Raw genomic sequence first — 16,941 nt, forward strand, 5'->3', positions numbered from 1 at the left:
TTTCAACCATTCTTAAAAAATATTGGAAATTGTGAAGTTGTTTACAAATAATTGACTTTTGGGAAAATTCTAAATTTTTTTATTACGTTTTTGCTACAAGTAATGATTTTATTTGGAAAATGAGGTAAAATAAAGTAAGCAGAAATTTCCTGCTTGAAAGGAAGAAGATTTGTGAACATTCAGCAACTAATTGAAGAAGCAAAAAAAGCAAGAGAAAAAGCCTATGTTCCTTATTCAAAATTTGGTGTTGGTGCTGCACTGCTGACAACTGATGGAAAAGTTTATCATGGCTGTAATATCGAAAACGCTGCATATAGCATGTGTAATTGCGCTGAACGAACGGCCCTTTTTAGTGCCTATGCGTTAGGAGATCGTGATTTTCAACTGCTGGCAGTTGTTGCAGATACCGACCGTCCTTGCTCTCCTTGTGGTGCATGCCGCCAAGTTATTTCTGAGCTATGCCCTAGGGACATGAAAGTCGTATTAACGAATCTAAAAGGTGATACTTTAGAAATTACAGTGGAAGACTTACTTCCTGGTGCTTTTTCACAGGAGGATCTGCATGCTGAATAATTGGAACGAAAACAAAGGCTATAAATCAGGGTTTATTTCCATCATAGGAAGGCCAAATGTAGGGAAATCAACATTTCTAAATCGAGTTATTGGTCAAAAAATTGCCATTATGAGTGACAAACCGCAAACGACTCGAAATAAAATTCAAGGTGTGCTCACACTCGATGATACCCAGATGGTTTTTATCGATACACCTGGAATTCATAAACCAAAACACAAATTAGGCGACTTTATGATGAAGGTTGCTCAAAATACACTAAAAGAAGTGGATTTAGTTTTATTTATGGTAAATGCAGAAGAAGGATTTGGCCGTGGCGAGGAATTTATTCTTGAAAAATTCCAAACTGTCAACACACCGATTTTTCTTGTGATTAATAAAATTGATCAAATTCACCCTGATGATCTATTGCCGATTATTGAGTCTTATAAAGAAAAATATCCGTTTAAAGAGATTGTTCCAATCTCAGCCCTTGAAGGAAACAATGTCGAGCGTCTTTTAGATCAAATAAAGACATATTTGCCGGAAGGACCGCAATATTATCCAGCGGATCAAGTAACTGACCATCCGGAAAGGTTTATTATTACAGAGTTGATAAGAGAGAAAGCGCTTCATTTAACAAGAGAAGAAATCCCTCATTCCATCGCAGTCGTTCTTGATAAAATTGAACGTCCAGCGGGGAAAGATATTATTAATGTAATGGCGACCGTTATAGTTGAAAGAGACTCGCAAAAAGGGATTATTATTGGAAAACAAGGCAGTATGCTCAAGGAAATTGGTAAACGTGCCCGTGTGGATATTGAAAATCTCCTTGGGTCAAAGGTGTTTTTAGAGTTATGGGTAAAAGTCCAAAAAGATTGGCGGAATAAAATGTCCCAGCTTCGCGATTTTGGCTTTAATGAAGATGAATATTGAACGAATCACCCTAACTAAAATATTATCCTTTCAATCAAATTATGCATGGACAACATTAACAAATTTTTCGTCTTATGATTTTGGCAAAGGCAGGCTATGATAAGTGTAAGGTTTGGGATATTTAAGGCTAGTCTAAATAATGAAAGGTGGGGTTTTCGATGATGGATTTTACGTGGAAAGTATTTACCCAAACAGGTAATATTGACACATATCTTCTCTTTAAAGAGCTTGAGAAGGAAAACCAAGAAATACCCGGAAATCAGAATGAAGATCTAGCGGAACTTGATTTTCCCATTTCATAAGCACGTCTTTCGCATCCATTGGATGGTGATATCATGCTTCAGAAATGTGAAGGCATCATCATTAGAACGACTGATTACAGTGAAACAAATAAAATTGTAACCATATATACCAGGGAATGGGGGAAGGTTGGCGTTATGGCTCGAGGAGCAAAAAAGCCTAACAGCCGGCTATCCTCCATTACCCAGCTTTTTACACATGGATATTTTCTTATCCAAAAGGGTACTGGCCTAGGGAGTTTACAGCAGGGCGAGTTGGTTACTTCAATGCGTTCAATTGGTGAAGATATATTTTTAACCGCATATGCGAGTTATATTGTTGAATTAACGGATAAATGTACAGAGGACCGAAAGCCAAATCCTTATCATTTTGAATTGTTATTTCAAACATTAAATTATTTAAATGAAGGTTACGACCCTGATGTTCTAATGAATATTTATGAGATGAAAATGTTAAATGTATTGGGATTGTATCCAACATTAAATCAATGTTCCGTTTGTGGCAGTACAGACGGGCATTTTTCTTTTTCTATTCGAGAAGGCGGGTTAATCTGCCATCGTTGCTTGGAAAAAGATCCCTATCATTTAAAAATTTCACAGGCTACAGTAAAATTACTGCGCTTATTTTATTATTTCGACTTATCAAGGTTAGGCAATATTTCAGTAAAACCAGAAACAAAAGCGGAGTTAAAAAAGGTCATTTCAACATATTATGATGAATATTCCGGACTTCATTTAAAAACAAAAAAGTTTTTAAGTTCTATGGATCAATTTCGAAATCTTTTATGATTGTTGTGTTGACTTTTTACCTTGTTTTAGGTAATATTTTCTTTAAAATAAATAATTGCCATGATGGAAAAGAGTACTTAGAAACTTCTATAAAAGCGAACCTAGGATGGTGGAAGCTAGGTTATAGAACTCCAAGGAAGGGCGTTCCTGAGCAATCATGTGCTGAAATGCACATTTAAAGAGGCTGACTTTACTTTCAGCAAATAGGGTGGAACCGCGGGTTAACTCTCGTCCCTATGCTTATTCAAGAGCATAGAGACGGGAGTTTTTTATTTTATTGGCTTTGTTAAAGAACAATGATGATTTTTAAACAAAGTTGATTGGAGCGGAAGGTGCGAGACTCCAGCGGGAGCAGCGGGACAGGTGAGACCCCACAGGCGCTTTTAGCGCCGAGGATGCTCACCGCCCGCCCCGCGGAAAGAGAGCATCCTGGAGTGTAAATCAACAACCAGTATAACACAGCCATTTTATTAAAAAAGGAGACGAAAAAAATGAGTGTAACAATGGACCAAATTGTATCCCACGCTAAACATAGAGGCTTTATTTTTCCGGGATCTGAAATTTACGGAGGACTTGCAAATACATGGGATTACGGCCCATTAGGTGTTGAATTTAAAAACAATATTAAACAAGCTTGGTGGAAAAAATTTGTACAGGAATCTCCCTATAACGTAGGTTTAGATGCAAGTATTTTAATGAACCCTAGAACATGGGAAGCTTCCGGCCATATCGGTAATTTTAATGACCCAATGATTGACTGTAAGAATTGTAAAGCTAGACACCGCGCCGATAAATTAATTGAAAATGCTCTTGAAGAAAAGGGTATTGAGATGATTGTAGACGGTCTATCTTTTGATAAAATGGAAGAGCTCATTAAAGAGCATAACATTGCCTGTCCTGACTGTGGAAGCCACGATTTCACTGGCATCCGTCAATTTAATTTAATGTTTAAAACTTTCCAAGGGGTAACCGAAACAAGTACGAATGAAATTTTCCTTCGTCCTGAAACAGCCCAAGGAATTTTTGTTAACTTTAAAAATGTGCAAAGAACGATGAGGAAGAAACTTCCATTTGGTATTGCGCAAATTGGCAAGAGTTTCCGTAATGAAATTACACCGGGTAATTTCACCTTCCGTACAAGGGAATTTGAACAAATGGAATTAGAGTTCTTCTGTAAACCGGGAGAAGAGTTGGAGTGGTTTAATTATTGGAAGGGATTTGCTGAAAAATGGCTGCATTCATTAGGTTTAACTAGAGAAAACTTGCGTCTTCGCGATCATTCGGAAGATGAACTTTCACATTATAGTAATGCAACCACTGATTTTGAATATAAATTCCCGTTTGGCTGGGGAGAACTATGGGGCGTAGCTTCAAGAACTGATTATGATTTGAAACAACATATGCAATTTTCCGGTGAAGACTTTAATTATATTGATCCGGAAACAAATGAAAGATATATTCCGTTTTGTATTGAGCCTTCATTGGGAGCGGACCGTGTAACCCTTGCATTCCTTATTGATGCTTACGATGAGGAACAGCTTGAAGATGGAACATCACGTACAGTGATGCATTTCCATCCTGCTTTAGCTCCAATCAAGGCTGCAGTTCTTCCGTTATCGAAAAAACTTTCTGAAGAAGCAAAAGAAGTGTTTGGCACATTATCTAAATATTTTACTGTGGATTATGACGAAGCAGGTTCAATTGGTAAAAGGTATCGTCGCCATGATGAAATTGGTACGCCTTACTGCATTACCTATGACTTTGACTCAAAAGAAGATCAGATGGTTACAGTAAGAGATCGGGATACTATGGAACAAACACGTATTCCAATTGCTGAACTTGTAAGCTTTTTACAAGAAAAGATGGTGTTTTAAGAAATTTAAAAAGGTGCGGGATTCCGCACCTTTTTGAAATGTTATCTTTTTAACTTAAGATAAAAATCGTATATAATATTGCTAAAGAAGATTAATTGTCGCTATATTCATGAGCGAGTAAGGCGGTGAGGAAAATCGAACTGACAAAAAGGCAAGAGCACATTTTACAAATTGTTCAGGATAATGGTCCGATAACGGGAGAACATATTGCTGAACAATTAAATCTGACAAGGGCCACACTTAGACCAGACTTAGCGATTCTTACGATGGCCGGGTATTTAGACGCACGGCCTCGCGTTGGCTATTTTTATACAGGCAAATCTGGAACTCAGCTTTTAACGGAAAACTTGAAAAATTTTTTAGTAAAGGATTATCAGTCTATTCCCGTTGTAGTGAATGAGAATGTTTCAGTATATGATGCGATTTGTACTATGTTCCTTGAGGATGTAGGTACATTATTTGTGGTGGACCAAAACACCCTTTTGGTAGGGGTTTTGTCCCGAAAGGATTTATTGCGAGCGAGTATAGGAAAGCAAGAGCTGACATCCATACCCGTTAACATCATCATGACAAGAATGCCCAATATTACAATGTGTGAAAAAGAGGACCTATTAATTGATATTGCCCAAAAATTAATTGATAAACAAATTGACGCTTTACCGGTGGTAAGAAAGACTGACAAAGGTTTCGAAGTAATTGGCAGAGTTACGAAAACAAATATTGCAAAAGCTTTTGTTGCTCTTGGGAATGAATAAGGTAAAGAATTTGCAGAGGAGCTGTTTAAGGGGAATGAATATACCGATTATTTACGTTGTATCTGATTCAGTGGGGGAAACAGCTGAATTGGTAACCAAAGCAGCAATTAGCCAATTTAATGGATCAGGGATGGTTTTAAAAAGATATCCCTATGTTGAAGATAAGGAACATATTGATGAAGTGATTTCGCTGGTATTAATGGATCAAGCGATGATTGCCTTCACGTTGGTAAAACCTGAAATGCGTACATATATGATGGAAAAGGCAAATGAATCGGGAATCCATACGGTTGATTTAATGGGTCCATTGATGGATCAAATTCAGGTTTTTAGCGGGAAAACACCTTTATGTGAACCAGGGTTAGTAAGAAAACTAGATGAAGATTATTTTAAAAAGGTTGAGGCTATTGAATTTGCTGTAAAGTACGATGATGGAAGGGACCCGCGCGGAATTCTCAAGGCGGATATCGTGTTAATTGGGGTATCAAGAACTTCAAAAACGCCTTTATCGCAGTATCTTGCTCATAAACGGTTAAAGGTTGCCAATGTTCCTTTAGTACCGGAAGTAGACCCTCCTGAAGAATTATATAAGGTTCCCGCCGAGAAATGCTTTGGACTAAAAATCAGCCCTGAAAAATTGAATAATATCAGAAGAGAACGCTTGATTGCCTTAGGGTTAAATGATAGCGCCAGCTATGCGAACATTGAGCGGATTAAGGAAGAATTATCTTTCTTTGATCAAGTTGTACAGAAAATCAGCTGTCCGGTAATTGATGTAACCAATAAGGCAGTAGAAGAAACCGCGAATGTCATTTTAAATTATTTTCATAAAAATAGACGGTGACACATAATCTCTTTTGATTATGTGTTTTTTCTGTAAACAATTGGCTTGAAAAAAAGAAAATAAAATGATGGTAAAATCAAAATGAATATACTATAATAAAAAATTGTGATAAAAATGAATCTTTTAGGTTTAGACTTGCATGTGAACGAATAAACTATTTATTGTTAGATGTCAAGGAAACTCTCCTAAAAAAAATTCGACATAATTCCTTTTATAAAAGTTACCGGCTAAAGAAGGAATATGTGGGTTGATGTAGAATTATTACTACTATTAACGGCAGTCCGACTATTTTTGTCGATGCGACTCTTGCCCAGTAAAAGAGGAATTTGTCGAAATTGCTTCTGGTTTTTCTGATAAAGTTCTTTTTGTCACTTCCTATGACTCATCATAGAATAAAGGTTTCTACATACTCAGTTTGGAAATATGTTGATTCTAGGATAGAAACCGCTGATTTGGGAAAGGACAAAACCTTTTAGTTCACAAGACCGGGCAAAATTTATCATGCATTAAGAAAAAAATGTCGAAAATTGCAGGAATTTAATTATTCTTTGTAGAATAATTGTTTGAACAAATGGAGTTGTTTTTCATGGCTGACCGAATTGCAGATGAAAAAATAGACCAAATTCGTCAGGCTGTTGATATTGTTGAAGTAATCAGTGATTATGTTCAACTTAAAAAACAGGGTAGAAATTATTTTGGATTATGCCCATTCCATGGAGAAAATACCCCATCATTTTCCGTTTCATCCGATAAACAAATTTTTCATTGCTTTGGATGTGGCGCGGGCGGAAATGCTTTTACATTTTTAATGGAGCTTGAAGGTATTTCTTTTCAGGAAGCTGCTGTGAAGTTGGCAGAAAAGGCGAATATTGAGCTTCAAGTGAATTTCTCCCATGATGGAAAAGAGAAACGAATTTCAAAAGATCTTCAATCCATGCAAGATGCTCATGAACTTTTACGTAAATTTTATCATCACTTGCTTGTAAACACAAAAGAGGGTCAGCATGCATTAGAATATTTGCTTAAAAGAGGCTTTACCAGGGAATCGATTGATAAGTTTCAAATAGGCTATTCTTTAAATTCTTGGGATTTTGTTTATAAATTTCTTACAAAAAGAGATTTTCCACCGGAATGGATGGAGAAAGCCGGTTTGATTATCAAGCGTGAAAAGGACGGAACCTATTTCGACAGATTTAGGGATCGTGTCATGTTTCCAATTTTTGATCGAAATGGTAAAACGATTGCTTTTTCAGGGAGATCTCTAGGGGCTGACGAGCCCAAATATTTAAATAGTCCCGAAACAGCAATCTTTAATAAGAGTAAAATTTTATATAATTTTCATTTGGCAAGGCCAAGTATGAAAAAAGCTCAGCAGGCTGTTTTATTTGAAGGCTTTGCAGATGTTATTGCTGCAGACCGGGCCGAAGTTGAAAATGGGATTGCTACCATGGGTACGGCGCTGACAGAGGAGCATATATCCTTGTTAAGGCAAAATGTTCAATCTGTTTTGATTTGCTACGATTCCGATAAGGCTGGAATTGAAGCGGCCTATCGTGCAGGGAGATTGCTTGGCGATACGGGTCTTCAGCTTAAAGTAGCAATGATGCCCGAAAACAAAGACCCAGATGAATATATTAATAAATTTGGCCCTGAAAAGTTCCGCAATGAAGTAATAAGCGCAAGCTTAACCTGGATGTCTTTTAAGTTCCTTTATTTTCGAAGAGGAAAAAATCTTCAGCTTGAAGGAGATAGGCTAACCTATATCGAAGAAATAATTAAGGAAATAAGTAAATTACAAATGGCTGTTGAAAGGGATCATTACCTAAGACAGCTTGCGGCTGAATTTTCGTTATCGCTCGATGCTTTAAAGCAACAGCAAAAACAAATCTTTTTTGCAGAAAAAAAGAAATCAAATGCGACCAATGTACCGCTTAATAAAACAATTATTAAGCCGGTGAAAGTGAATGATTTAAAACCTGCACACATCAATGCAGAACGGTACTTAATTGCCCATATGCTTAAAAATAGAGATGTTGCCTACAAGGTACAGGAATTATTGCAGGGGCAAACGTTTAATGTGGATGAACATCAGGCAATAATAACCTATCTGTTTGGATTTTATGAAGAACATCTCCAGCCTGACTCAAGTGCTTTTTTATCCTATATCCAAGATGATAATCTCAGAAGTTTGGTTGCAAACATTGAAATGATGTCCATTAATGATGAATTAAGCAGCCAAGAATTAAATGATTATATCAAACAGGTGTTGAATTATCAAAAAATGTTAAAGATAAAAGAAAAAGAACTTGAAGAAAGAGAAGCTGATCGAAATAAGGATTACAAGAAGGCAGCTGCAATTGCAATGGAAATTATTCAATTACGAAAATCACTTTAGTACTCATTATAGTGTCTTTGATTTCTGGAAGGAGGGGGACATATGGCTGAAAAATCTGCCCGTTCAAAAGAGGTTGAAAATGAATTAACCCTTGAACAAGTAAAAGACCAGATTACCGAGCTGGGAAAAAAAATTGGTGTCCTTGCCTACGATGATATTGCTGAAAAAATGGCTAATTTTGATCTGGAATCTGATCAAATGGATGAATTTTATGAATTCCTAGGTGATCAAGGAATAGAATTAGTCGGAGAAAGTGACGAGGAAGACCCAAATGCTAATCAATTAGCAAAAGAAGATGATGATGAATTTGATTTAAATGATCTTAGCGTGCCTCCTGGAGTTAAGATTAATGACCCTGTCCGTATGTACTTGAAGGAAATTGGCCGAGTTGATTTACTTTCAGCTGAAGAGGAAATTTCCTTGGCAAACCGGATTGAACAAGGTGATGAAGAAGCGAAACGACGTCTTGCAGAAGCAAACCTGCGACTTGTTGTTAGTATTGCCAAACGTTATGTTGGCCGTGGAATGCTATTCCTTGATTTAATTCAAGAAGGAAATATGGGTCTTATTAAAGCGGTAGAAAAATTTGACTATCGCAAAGGCTTTAAGTTTAGTACGTATGCCACTTGGTGGATTCGTCAGGCTATTACACGCGCGATTGCCGACCAAGCTCGTACAATCCGTATTCCGGTTCACATGGTTGAAACCATTAATAAATTAATTCGAGTTCAGCGACAATTACTACAGGATCTTGGCCGCGAACCAACTCCTGAAGAAATTGGTGAGGATATGGATTTAACTCCTGATAAGGTAAGAGAAATCCTTAAAATTGCGCAGGAACCCGTTTCCCTCGAAACTCCAATTGGAGAGGAAGACGATTCGCATCTTGGCGATTTTATCGAGGATCAGGACGCAACCTCTCCTTCTGAGCATGCAGCATATGAATTGCTTAAAGAGCAGCTAGAGGACGTTTTAGATACATTAACCGACCGCGAAGAAAATGTTCTTCGTTTGCGTTTCGGCTTAGATGATGGACGTACCCGTACTCTAGAAGAGGTAGGTAAGGTTTTCGGTGTAACTAGAGAACGTATCCGCCAAATTGAAGCAAAAGCATTGCGTAAATTGCGACATCCTAGCCGCAGTAAGCGTCTTAAAGACTTTTTAGAATAAAACCCCTCTAAATAGTTTACTTCTTTATTGAAGTAAACTATTTTTTTTACTTAAAAGACTTTTGTTTTTTATTTTACTGAATTGTCTTTCATTTTGCAAATAGACGCCAAAATACTTTTTTGCCTTAAATGAGTTAAATGTTTTTCTGGAAAAGGAATTATTTGGGTTTTTGCGAACGAAGAGTAGGTTTACACTTCTAATTTCACGTATACCTATATAATAATATTTGTATAAAATTTTTAAATATTGGAAAAAAAGTCCTTGCGTAATATAATTAGAAAGCGCTTATAAAAGATTCCTTAAAGTGGATTAAAATTACCAGAAAAATTGGTTGTTAAAAAGAAAATAGGGAAAAATAGAAAGAGGCTGAGTGGGGATAAAATTTCGGTCTCTTTTATCTTTTTTATAAAGAATATTGGACAAAGTAAGATTAGGACTTTTCCTTCTGTCAATTTTCAAGTAAAATAGTAGTTGTTTGTAGACGTTCTATTATTTAACAGCAGTACTTACATAAGGGAGGTTATAGCATGAAGCGAAATCCGGTTATTCCTTACATTTTGATCTTTGTTTTTGGAATCGGATTAACATTCTTATTATCCTTTAAAGGCCTCGGCGATATGAAAGAGGTTGCGAAGGATAAAAATGGAGGTAAAGGCGCCGAAAAGACAGAAACGGTCGCTTCTAAACCTGAAGACATTTATAAACAAACATGTATTGGCTGCCATGGTGATCAATACCAAGGTGTGGTAGGTCCTTCATTAAAAGGTATCGGCAGTAAGATATCTAAGGATGAGATTATTCACATCATCACAAAAGGTAAAGGCAACATGCCGCCAAACTTAGTTCCACAAGAACAAGCTGAAGCAATGGCAGAGTGGGTATCAAAGATTAAATAAAAAATGTAATTTAAAGAAAGTCCTTTGCATCTGTAAAGGACTTTTTTTATACTTAGAAAAGCGGATAGGTGCTTAGCTTTAAGCGACAATCGAGACAATGGCGCCTAGAGCTGGACAATTCTCGAAGTAGAATGTCTTATTCAGATTATTTATAAGATGGAATTCTAAAAGGTGTGGTGAAGATTTTTGAACACAGATAAATTATCTAACCGTTTGGCGACGGTTGCAAAATATGTTCCAAATGGAGCAAGGCTTGCCGATATCGGCTCAGATCATGCCTATTTACCTTGCTTCCTTGCAAAAAACGAAGCAATTTTATTCGCTATAGCTGGTGAAGTGGTGGAGGGACCATTTAAATCCGCCGTCGGAAATGTACAATCAGAGGGTCTGTCGGAGATTGTTTCGGTTCGTTTCGGTAACGGCTTAGAAGTCATCGAGGTTGGTGAAGTCGATTGCATAACCATTGCGGGGATGGGCGGAGCCCTGATTGCAAATATATTAGAAAATGGGAAAGAGAAGCTACAGACCGTTAGGCGGCTTATTTTACAACCGAATATAAGTGCTGCTTCCATACGAAAATGGCTTATCGAGCACCAATGGGAGCTTATTGCGGAAGAAATTCTAGAGGAAGATGGAAAAATATACGAGGTTTTGGTAGCTGAAAATGGCGACACTTTTAAACCATATAAAAACACCCAATTAGAACTTGGGCTTTTAGTAGGTCCCTTTTTATTAAATAAAAAAGATGAAGCATTTAAAAAGAAATGGCATTTGGAAATGGAAAATTGGAAAAGAATTTATTCCCAGCTTGAAGGGGCGGCAACTACCGAAGAAACTGAGCTGAAAAAACAGGAACTTTTAGAGAAAATTAAAATGGTAGAGGAGGCGCTAGGGGATGAAGATAGCGAACGGTCATGAAATTATCCAATTATTTGAACGATTTTCTCCAAAAGGTTTAGCAATGGAGGGCGATAAAATTGGTCTGCAGATTGGCAGGCTCAACAAAAAAATAGACCGAATTATGATTGCCCTTGATGTTCTGGAAGAAGTCATTGACGAAGCGATTGAAAAAAATGTTCAGCTCATTATTGCTCATCATCCTCCTATTTTTCGGCCGCTAAAAAATCTGCTTACAGATACAACTCAGGGAAGAATGATTGAAAAACTGTTAAAACATGATATTGCTGTTTATGCAGCTCATACCAATCTTGATGTGGCTAAGGGGGGGGTTAATGATTTACTTGCAGCAGCTCTTGGCTTGGAAAATTCAAAAGTCCTTGTCCCTACTTATGAAACCCCATTAAAGAAAATGGTTGTTTTTGTACCGAAAAGCCATGAGGAGCAAGTTAGAAAGGCACTTGGAAATGCAGGTGCAGGCTTTATCGGAAATTATAGCCATTGTTCCTTTTCAACAGATGGTACAGGAAGGTTTTTACCTGGTGAAGATACAAAACCATACTTGGGAGTACCCGGACAATTAGAAGAAGCAGTGGAGGTACGGATTGAAACCATTATTCCGGAGCCGTTGCTTAAAAAAGCCATTTCGGGGATGATTAAAGCCCATCCATATGAAGAGGTTGCCTATGATGTCTATCCGGTTGAAAATACAGGTGAAGTACTTGGATTGGGCAGAATTGGAACAGTTCAAGAGATGACATTAAGGGAATTTACCGAGAAAGTAAAAAACGCTCTTGAGGTAGATCAGGTAAGAGTGGTTGGTGATTTAACCGCTAAGATTAAAAAGGTTGCTGTGTTGGGCGGCGACGGAAATAAATATTTTACACAGGCAAAGTTTAGCGGAGCAGATGTCTATGTTACCGGGGATATTTATTATCACACAGCACATGATGCAATGATGTTGGGATTGAATATGATTGACCCAGGTCATAATGTTGAAAAGGTAATGAAAAAAGGAGTTACCGCCGTACTTCAAAAAATGTGTGAAGAATCCGGCTACCAAGTAGAGATATTTCCTTCTGAAATCAATACTGATCCATTTACTTTTGTTTAAGAGTAAAGTTCATGGAAACCGATAATTTATATAAAGCGAAAACCGGTCCATGACCGGTTTTTGTTAACTTTTTTTCACTTTAGGAAGAATCTTGTTCAATGGGACGTTTTTTCTTCGTTCCCATGTGGCTTCATTATTTGGGTCAAATTGTTCAAGAAAACTAATTACTTCTTTGGTGATTGGTGTTGGTGTGGAAGCACCGGCTGTTACAGCCACTGTTTTAGCGTCCTTAATCCATTCAATTTCCAGCTCTTCGATATTCGCAATACGATATGCTTTTGTTCCGGCAATTTCCTCTGAAACCTGTGCAAGACGATTTGAATTATTACTTTTTGGATCGCCAACAACAATTGTCACGTCCGCTTCAGTTGCTTGACCAGCCACCGCCTCTTGACGGATTTGTGTAGCATGACAAATTTCATTATGGACCTCTACATGCGGATACTTTTCCTGAACCTTCTTCATTGTATCTGCGACATCCCATTGGCTCATCGTAGTTTGATTTGTAACGATCAGTTTGTTACTATCGATGTTTAATGCTTCTACATCCTCAGGAGTCTGAACTAAGTGGACAAATCCCGGAGCAACGCCAACAGCACCTTCTGGTTCTGGATGTCCTTTTTTTCCAATATAGATTGTTTGGTAACCCTGACTAGCTTTTTCATGTATTAAATCATGGGTCCTTGTTACGTCCGGGCATGTAGCATCAATCGTAACAAGCCCTTTTTCTTTAGCAATCTGACGAACCTCTGGAGAAATACCGTGGGCTGTAAAAATTACGGTACCTGATTCCACTTTATCAAGGATGTCCTTGCGATTTTCTCCGTCAAGGGTAATAATCCCTTCCTCGGCAAAAGCATCTGTGACATGCTTATTATGAACGAGCATTCCGAGAATATAAATCGGACGTGGTAATGTTTTATCTAATGCGGCATTTCTAGCGATGACCATGGCATCGACAACGCCATAACAATAACCGCGTGGTGATATTTTTATTATTTCCATATAAGTAAGTCCTCCCAAAAAGAACATGAAATTCACAATCTATGTATTTATTATATAAAACTAATAGAAATAAAACAAAGATACATTTTTCCTTTATTTTTATTAACGCCAATAAGGACGTGGCTTCACTGTCCTTTTTTCGACAATAAAAATAAAAAGAATGCTGTTCCCAGCATTCCTGGTTTAAATATAGAGTTTAGGAACTGAAGTTCCTTTCTGACGCTTTGTTTCCTGGTGGTCTGGGCGTTTTCTTGATTCTGATTTTTGACTGCTGGAATGTTTCCTCGTTGTGTGCTGTTTTTTTGGCTGAGTCCGTTTTTTACCTTCTTTAGTAGTGTTAGAGGTAGTTTTTGAACTCGATTCATCCTTGTCTGTGCTTTCGTCAACTTTTGCTGATTCTTCCGTGTGGTCAGGTGCATTTTTTAAACCCCTGTATAATTTCCACATAGCCGGCAAATTTTTGACGAGCGGGCCATACTGCTGGATCATCGGGCCAATGGTTTGCGCCGTTTTTAACACTTGCTGGGTGTTATTTAATAAGCCGTTAATACTACCTGGATTACTTAAGGACTGCAGTAGACCTCCACCACCGGAAGCTGCTCTACCGGCGCCCTGTATAGCTCCAAGTCCATTCATTCCGCCTGCTGGATTGCCTCTTCCTAAAATCCTTGAAAGCAGTCCTCCGCCTCCACCTCTTCCCATTTGTCCGGCCCCGCCCATCATAGGGTTTCCGCCGCCGAACATATTAGTGCCTGGTCCAGCCATCGGATTTCTGCCGCCAAACATACTTGCACCTGGTCCGCCCATTGGGCTTCTGCCGGCAAACGGGTTCATCATTGGTCCGCCTCCGCCAAATGGACTTGATCCTGGTCCCATCATTCGGGGGCCCATTCCCCCTTGCATTCCGTTCATAGGTCCTGGTTGCATCTCTATACCTCCCCCCAAAAAACGTCTTCATGCTTTAAAATATGCATATAACCAATTTTGGTTTAGGTCTAATGCACAGGACAACAGGAATTTTTCTGATTTAAAATGTGATAAAAGGTAAATGATGTAAATAGAAAAAAGATTACTGGAGTTTTGGATGATTATTTACTATAATTGCATGATGGACGAAAAGCGGAAACTCTTGTAAATGCAAGAAAACCATTCCTAAAACAGATTAATTTAATGAGGAGCAATTAAATGAAGGAAAATCAATTTGATCGTTTTAAATTTCAACCTTTTATCATAGAAGCACTAAATCAACAAGGTTTTTATCAGCCAACTGAAATTCAAGAAAAGATGATTCCACTGGTTTTAAAATCAGAAAGCGCCATTGGGCAATCACAAACCGGAACAGGTAAAACACATGCTTTTGTTTTGCCTATTCTTGAAAAAATTAAACCGGAGGTTCAGCAGGTTCAAGCAGTCATTACCGCCCCAACAAGGGAACTAGCCTCGCAAATTTATCATCAAATTTTAAAAATGACAGAACATTGCAGCGCAGAACAAGCGATCATGACTAGATGTTATATTGGTGGAACGGACAAGCAGCGGACAATTGATAAATTAAAGGTGCAGCCTCATATTGTGGTAGGGACACCTGGAAGAATTAAGGATCTTATGACAGAGCAAGCCTTATTTGTGCATACTGCGGATACTCTCGTTGTCGATGAAGCAGATATGATGCTCGATATGGGATTTATTGAAGATTTGGATCAAGTTGCGGCGAAAATGCCGGAAAAATTACAAATGTTAGTTTTTTCTGCAACCATTCCCGAAAAGCTGAAACCGTTTCTTAAAAAATATATGGAAAACCCAAAAATTATCCAAATTGATTCAAAACAAAGGGCAGCAGTTAATTTAGAGCATATTCTTTTACCATCAAGACATCGAAATAAAAAACAATTGGTTCATGATGCATTACTAGCTTACAATCCTTATTTGGCTATTGTTTTTACGAATACCAAAAAAATGGCGGAAGAAGTCGCTGGTTTTTTAATTGAAAAAGGGTTAAAGGTTGGTAGAGTCCATGGGGATTTAAATCCGCGTGAACGTAAGAAAATGATGAAACAAATTCAAGACCTTGAATTCCAATATATTGTTGCCACCGATTTGGCTGCAAGAGGAATTGATATTGAAGGGGTCAGCCACGTCATTAACTATGAATTGCCGACGGATTTAGATTTTTATGTTCATCGGGTAGGGAGAACGGCAAGAGCCGGAAATTCGGGGATTGCTCTTACCATCTACGATCTTTCCGATGAAGATGCCCTTAACCGTTTAGAAAAAATGGGGATCCAATTTAAATATGTAGATCTTAAAAATGAAGAATTTGTTGAGATAGAGGACCGAAATAGGCGTAAAACAAGGGTTAAGCAAGAAGACGAGGCGGATAAAATTGCTAAGTCAATGATTAAAAAACCGCAAAAGGTTAAACCGGGCTATAAAAAGAAAATGCAATGGGAAATGGATAAAATTAAAAAACGGCAGCGAAAATTAAACCAGAGAAAAAAATAACGAGTGAATGGAGAGGGACAAATGTTGAAAATTGGATCTCACGTTTCCATGAGCGGCAAGAACATGCTTCTGGCTGCAAGTGAAGAAGCTGTATCATATGGTGCAAATACGTTCATGATTTATACCGGCGCTCCACAAAACACACGAAGAAAAAAGATTGAGGATTTGAACATCGAAGCCGGAAGAAGACATATGGAAGAGAACGGGATTTCTGAAATTGTTGTTCATGCCCCCTATATTATTAATATTGGGAATACAACAAATCCGGATACCTTTGAATTAGGTGTAAGATTCCTTCGGTCAGAAATTGAGCGGACAGAAGCACTCGGAGCAAAGCAAATTGTTCTCCATCCCGGTGCACATGTCGGTGAGGGAACAGAAGCAGGTATTAAAAAAATTATTGAAGGATTAAATGAAGTCTTAACTGGAAAAGAAAATTTGCAAATAGCATTGGAAACAATGGCGGGGAAAGGCTCGGAATGCGGGAAATCCTTTGAGGAACTTGCGATGATAATCGATGGAGTTACCTATAGTGATAAGCTTTCAGTTTGTTTTGATACCTGCCATACCCACGATGCCGGCTATAATATTGTCGAAGATTTTGATGGTGTATTAAATGAATTTGATAAAATAATTGGAATTGACCGCTTAAAGGTTCTGCATATTAATGATAGTAAGAATGCTGTCGGAATGAGAAAGGACCGTCATGAAAATATTGGATTTGGGCATATTGGTTTTACTGCCCTGAACTATATTATTCACCATCCGCAGCTTACGGACATTCCTAAAATTTTAGAAACTCCATTTGTCGGCGAGGATAAAAATAATAAAAAGGCTCCTTATAAATTTGAAATTGCTATGCTTCTTGAACAGAAGTTCAATGACAATCTACTTGATGAAATCATGCAATCATAA

General features: G+C 37.8%; 16 protein-coding genes and 1 other annotated feature. Of the genes, 14 read left to right on the plus strand and 2 right to left on the minus strand.

Annotation, left to right across the window (positions count from 1 at the left end):
• The first annotated feature begins 171 nt into the window (after positions 1 to 171).
• The 12 genes from E2K98_RS12365 (at position 172) to E2K98_RS12420 (ending at position 12,519) form a co-directional block, all read left to right on the plus strand.
• Positions 172 to 573, plus strand: coding sequence for a cytidine deaminase (locus E2K98_RS12365; RefSeq protein ID WP_026572417.1), 402 nt, complete (start codon positions 172 to 174; stop codon positions 571 to 573).
• A complete protein-coding gene (era, locus tag E2K98_RS12370; protein ID WP_133334515.1) occupies positions 563 to 1,486 on the plus strand; it encodes a GTPase Era in 924 nt (307 codons plus the stop codon). Before E2K98_RS12365 ends, era begins: the two co-directional genes overlap by 11 nt.
• A 158-nt stretch (positions 1,487 to 1,644) precedes the next feature.
• Positions 1,645 to 1,788 (plus strand): YqzL family protein, encoded by a 144-nt coding sequence (locus tag E2K98_RS12375; RefSeq protein WP_081810619.1) that lies wholly within the window; start codon positions 1,645 to 1,647, stop codon positions 1,786 to 1,788.
• 33 nt (positions 1,789 to 1,821) lie between these two features.
• Entirely contained in the window at positions 1,822 to 2,574 is a 753-nt protein-coding gene (gene recO / locus E2K98_RS12380; protein WP_133334516.1) for a DNA repair protein RecO, read from the plus strand.
• Between the two features lie 51 nt (positions 2,575 to 2,625).
• Positions 2,626 to 2,813, plus strand: a binding site (T-box leader).
• A 252-nt stretch (positions 2,814 to 3,065) separates the two neighbouring features.
• Positions 3,066 to 4,448 carry a glycine--tRNA ligase gene (locus E2K98_RS12385; protein ID WP_133334517.1) on the plus strand — a complete coding sequence of 461 codons (1,383 nt, stop codon included), beginning with the start codon at positions 3,066 to 3,068 and terminating at the stop codon, positions 4,446 to 4,448.
• A gap of 125 nt (positions 4,449 to 4,573) precedes the next feature.
• Positions 4,574 to 5,203 carry a helix-turn-helix transcriptional regulator gene (locus E2K98_RS12390; RefSeq protein WP_035423590.1) on the plus strand — a complete coding sequence of 210 codons (630 nt, stop codon included), beginning with the start codon at positions 4,574 to 4,576 and terminating at the stop codon, positions 5,201 to 5,203.
• 34 nt (positions 5,204 to 5,237) lie between these two features.
• The gene (locus E2K98_RS12395) at positions 5,238 to 6,047 is read left to right on the plus strand and encodes a pyruvate, water dikinase regulatory protein (protein WP_133334518.1); all 810 of its coding nucleotides are present in this window, start codon (positions 5,238 to 5,240) and stop codon (positions 6,045 to 6,047) included.
• Positions 6,048 to 6,633: 586 nt separating this feature from the next.
• Positions 6,634 to 8,442 carry a DNA primase gene (dnaG, locus tag E2K98_RS12400; RefSeq protein WP_133334519.1) on the plus strand — a complete coding sequence of 603 codons (1,809 nt, stop codon included), beginning with the start codon at positions 6,634 to 6,636 and terminating at the stop codon, positions 8,440 to 8,442.
• Positions 8,443 to 8,484: 42 nt separating this feature from the next.
• Complete coding sequence (gene rpoD / locus E2K98_RS12405) at positions 8,485 to 9,612, plus strand: RNA polymerase sigma factor RpoD (protein WP_026572424.1); 1,128 nt, start codon at positions 8,485 to 8,487, stop codon at positions 9,610 to 9,612.
• A 527-nt stretch (positions 9,613 to 10,139) separates the two neighbouring features.
• Positions 10,140 to 10,508 (plus strand): cytochrome c550, encoded by a 369-nt coding sequence (gene cccA, locus E2K98_RS12410; RefSeq protein WP_026572426.1) that lies wholly within the window; start codon positions 10,140 to 10,142, stop codon positions 10,506 to 10,508.
• Positions 10,509 to 10,694: 186 nt separating this feature from the next.
• The gene (locus tag E2K98_RS12415) at positions 10,695 to 11,426 is read left to right on the plus strand and encodes a tRNA (adenine(22)-N(1))-methyltransferase (RefSeq protein ID WP_133334520.1); all 732 of its coding nucleotides are present in this window, start codon (positions 10,695 to 10,697) and stop codon (positions 11,424 to 11,426) included.
• On the plus strand, positions 11,404 to 12,519 hold the full coding sequence (locus E2K98_RS12420) for a Nif3-like dinuclear metal center hexameric protein (RefSeq protein WP_133334521.1): 1,116 nt from the start codon (positions 11,404 to 11,406) through the stop codon (positions 12,517 to 12,519). Before E2K98_RS12415 ends, E2K98_RS12420 begins: the two co-directional genes overlap by 23 nt.
• Positions 12,520 to 12,582: 63 nt before the next feature.
• Here the strand turns inward: E2K98_RS12420 and E2K98_RS12425 are convergent, their stop codons facing one another.
• Positions 12,583 to 13,524: a 4-hydroxy-3-methylbut-2-enyl diphosphate reductase gene (locus E2K98_RS12425; RefSeq protein WP_133334522.1), complete on the minus strand. Its 942-nt coding sequence runs from the start codon at positions 13,522 to 13,524 to the stop codon at positions 12,583 to 12,585.
• Positions 13,525 to 13,707: 183 nt separating this feature from the next.
• Positions 13,708 to 14,451 carry a VrrA/YqfQ family protein gene (gene vrrA, locus E2K98_RS12430; protein ID WP_133334523.1) on the minus strand — a complete coding sequence of 248 codons (744 nt, stop codon included), beginning with the start codon at positions 14,449 to 14,451 and terminating at the stop codon, positions 13,708 to 13,710.
• 258 nt (positions 14,452 to 14,709) lie between these two features.
• Here vrrA and E2K98_RS12435 point away from each other — a divergent pair, with 258 nt between their 5' ends.
• Together E2K98_RS12435 and E2K98_RS12440 are read left to right on the plus strand one after the other, a co-directional pair.
• Positions 14,710 to 16,026, plus strand: coding sequence for a DEAD/DEAH box helicase (locus E2K98_RS12435; protein WP_133334524.1), 1,317 nt, complete (start codon positions 14,710 to 14,712; stop codon positions 16,024 to 16,026).
• Between the two features lie 21 nt (positions 16,027 to 16,047).
• The gene (locus tag E2K98_RS12440) at positions 16,048 to 16,941 is read left to right on the plus strand and encodes a deoxyribonuclease IV (protein ID WP_133334525.1); all 894 of its coding nucleotides are present in this window, start codon (positions 16,048 to 16,050) and stop codon (positions 16,939 to 16,941) included.

The sequence above is a fragment of the Bacillus salipaludis genome (genome assembly GCF_004358205.1).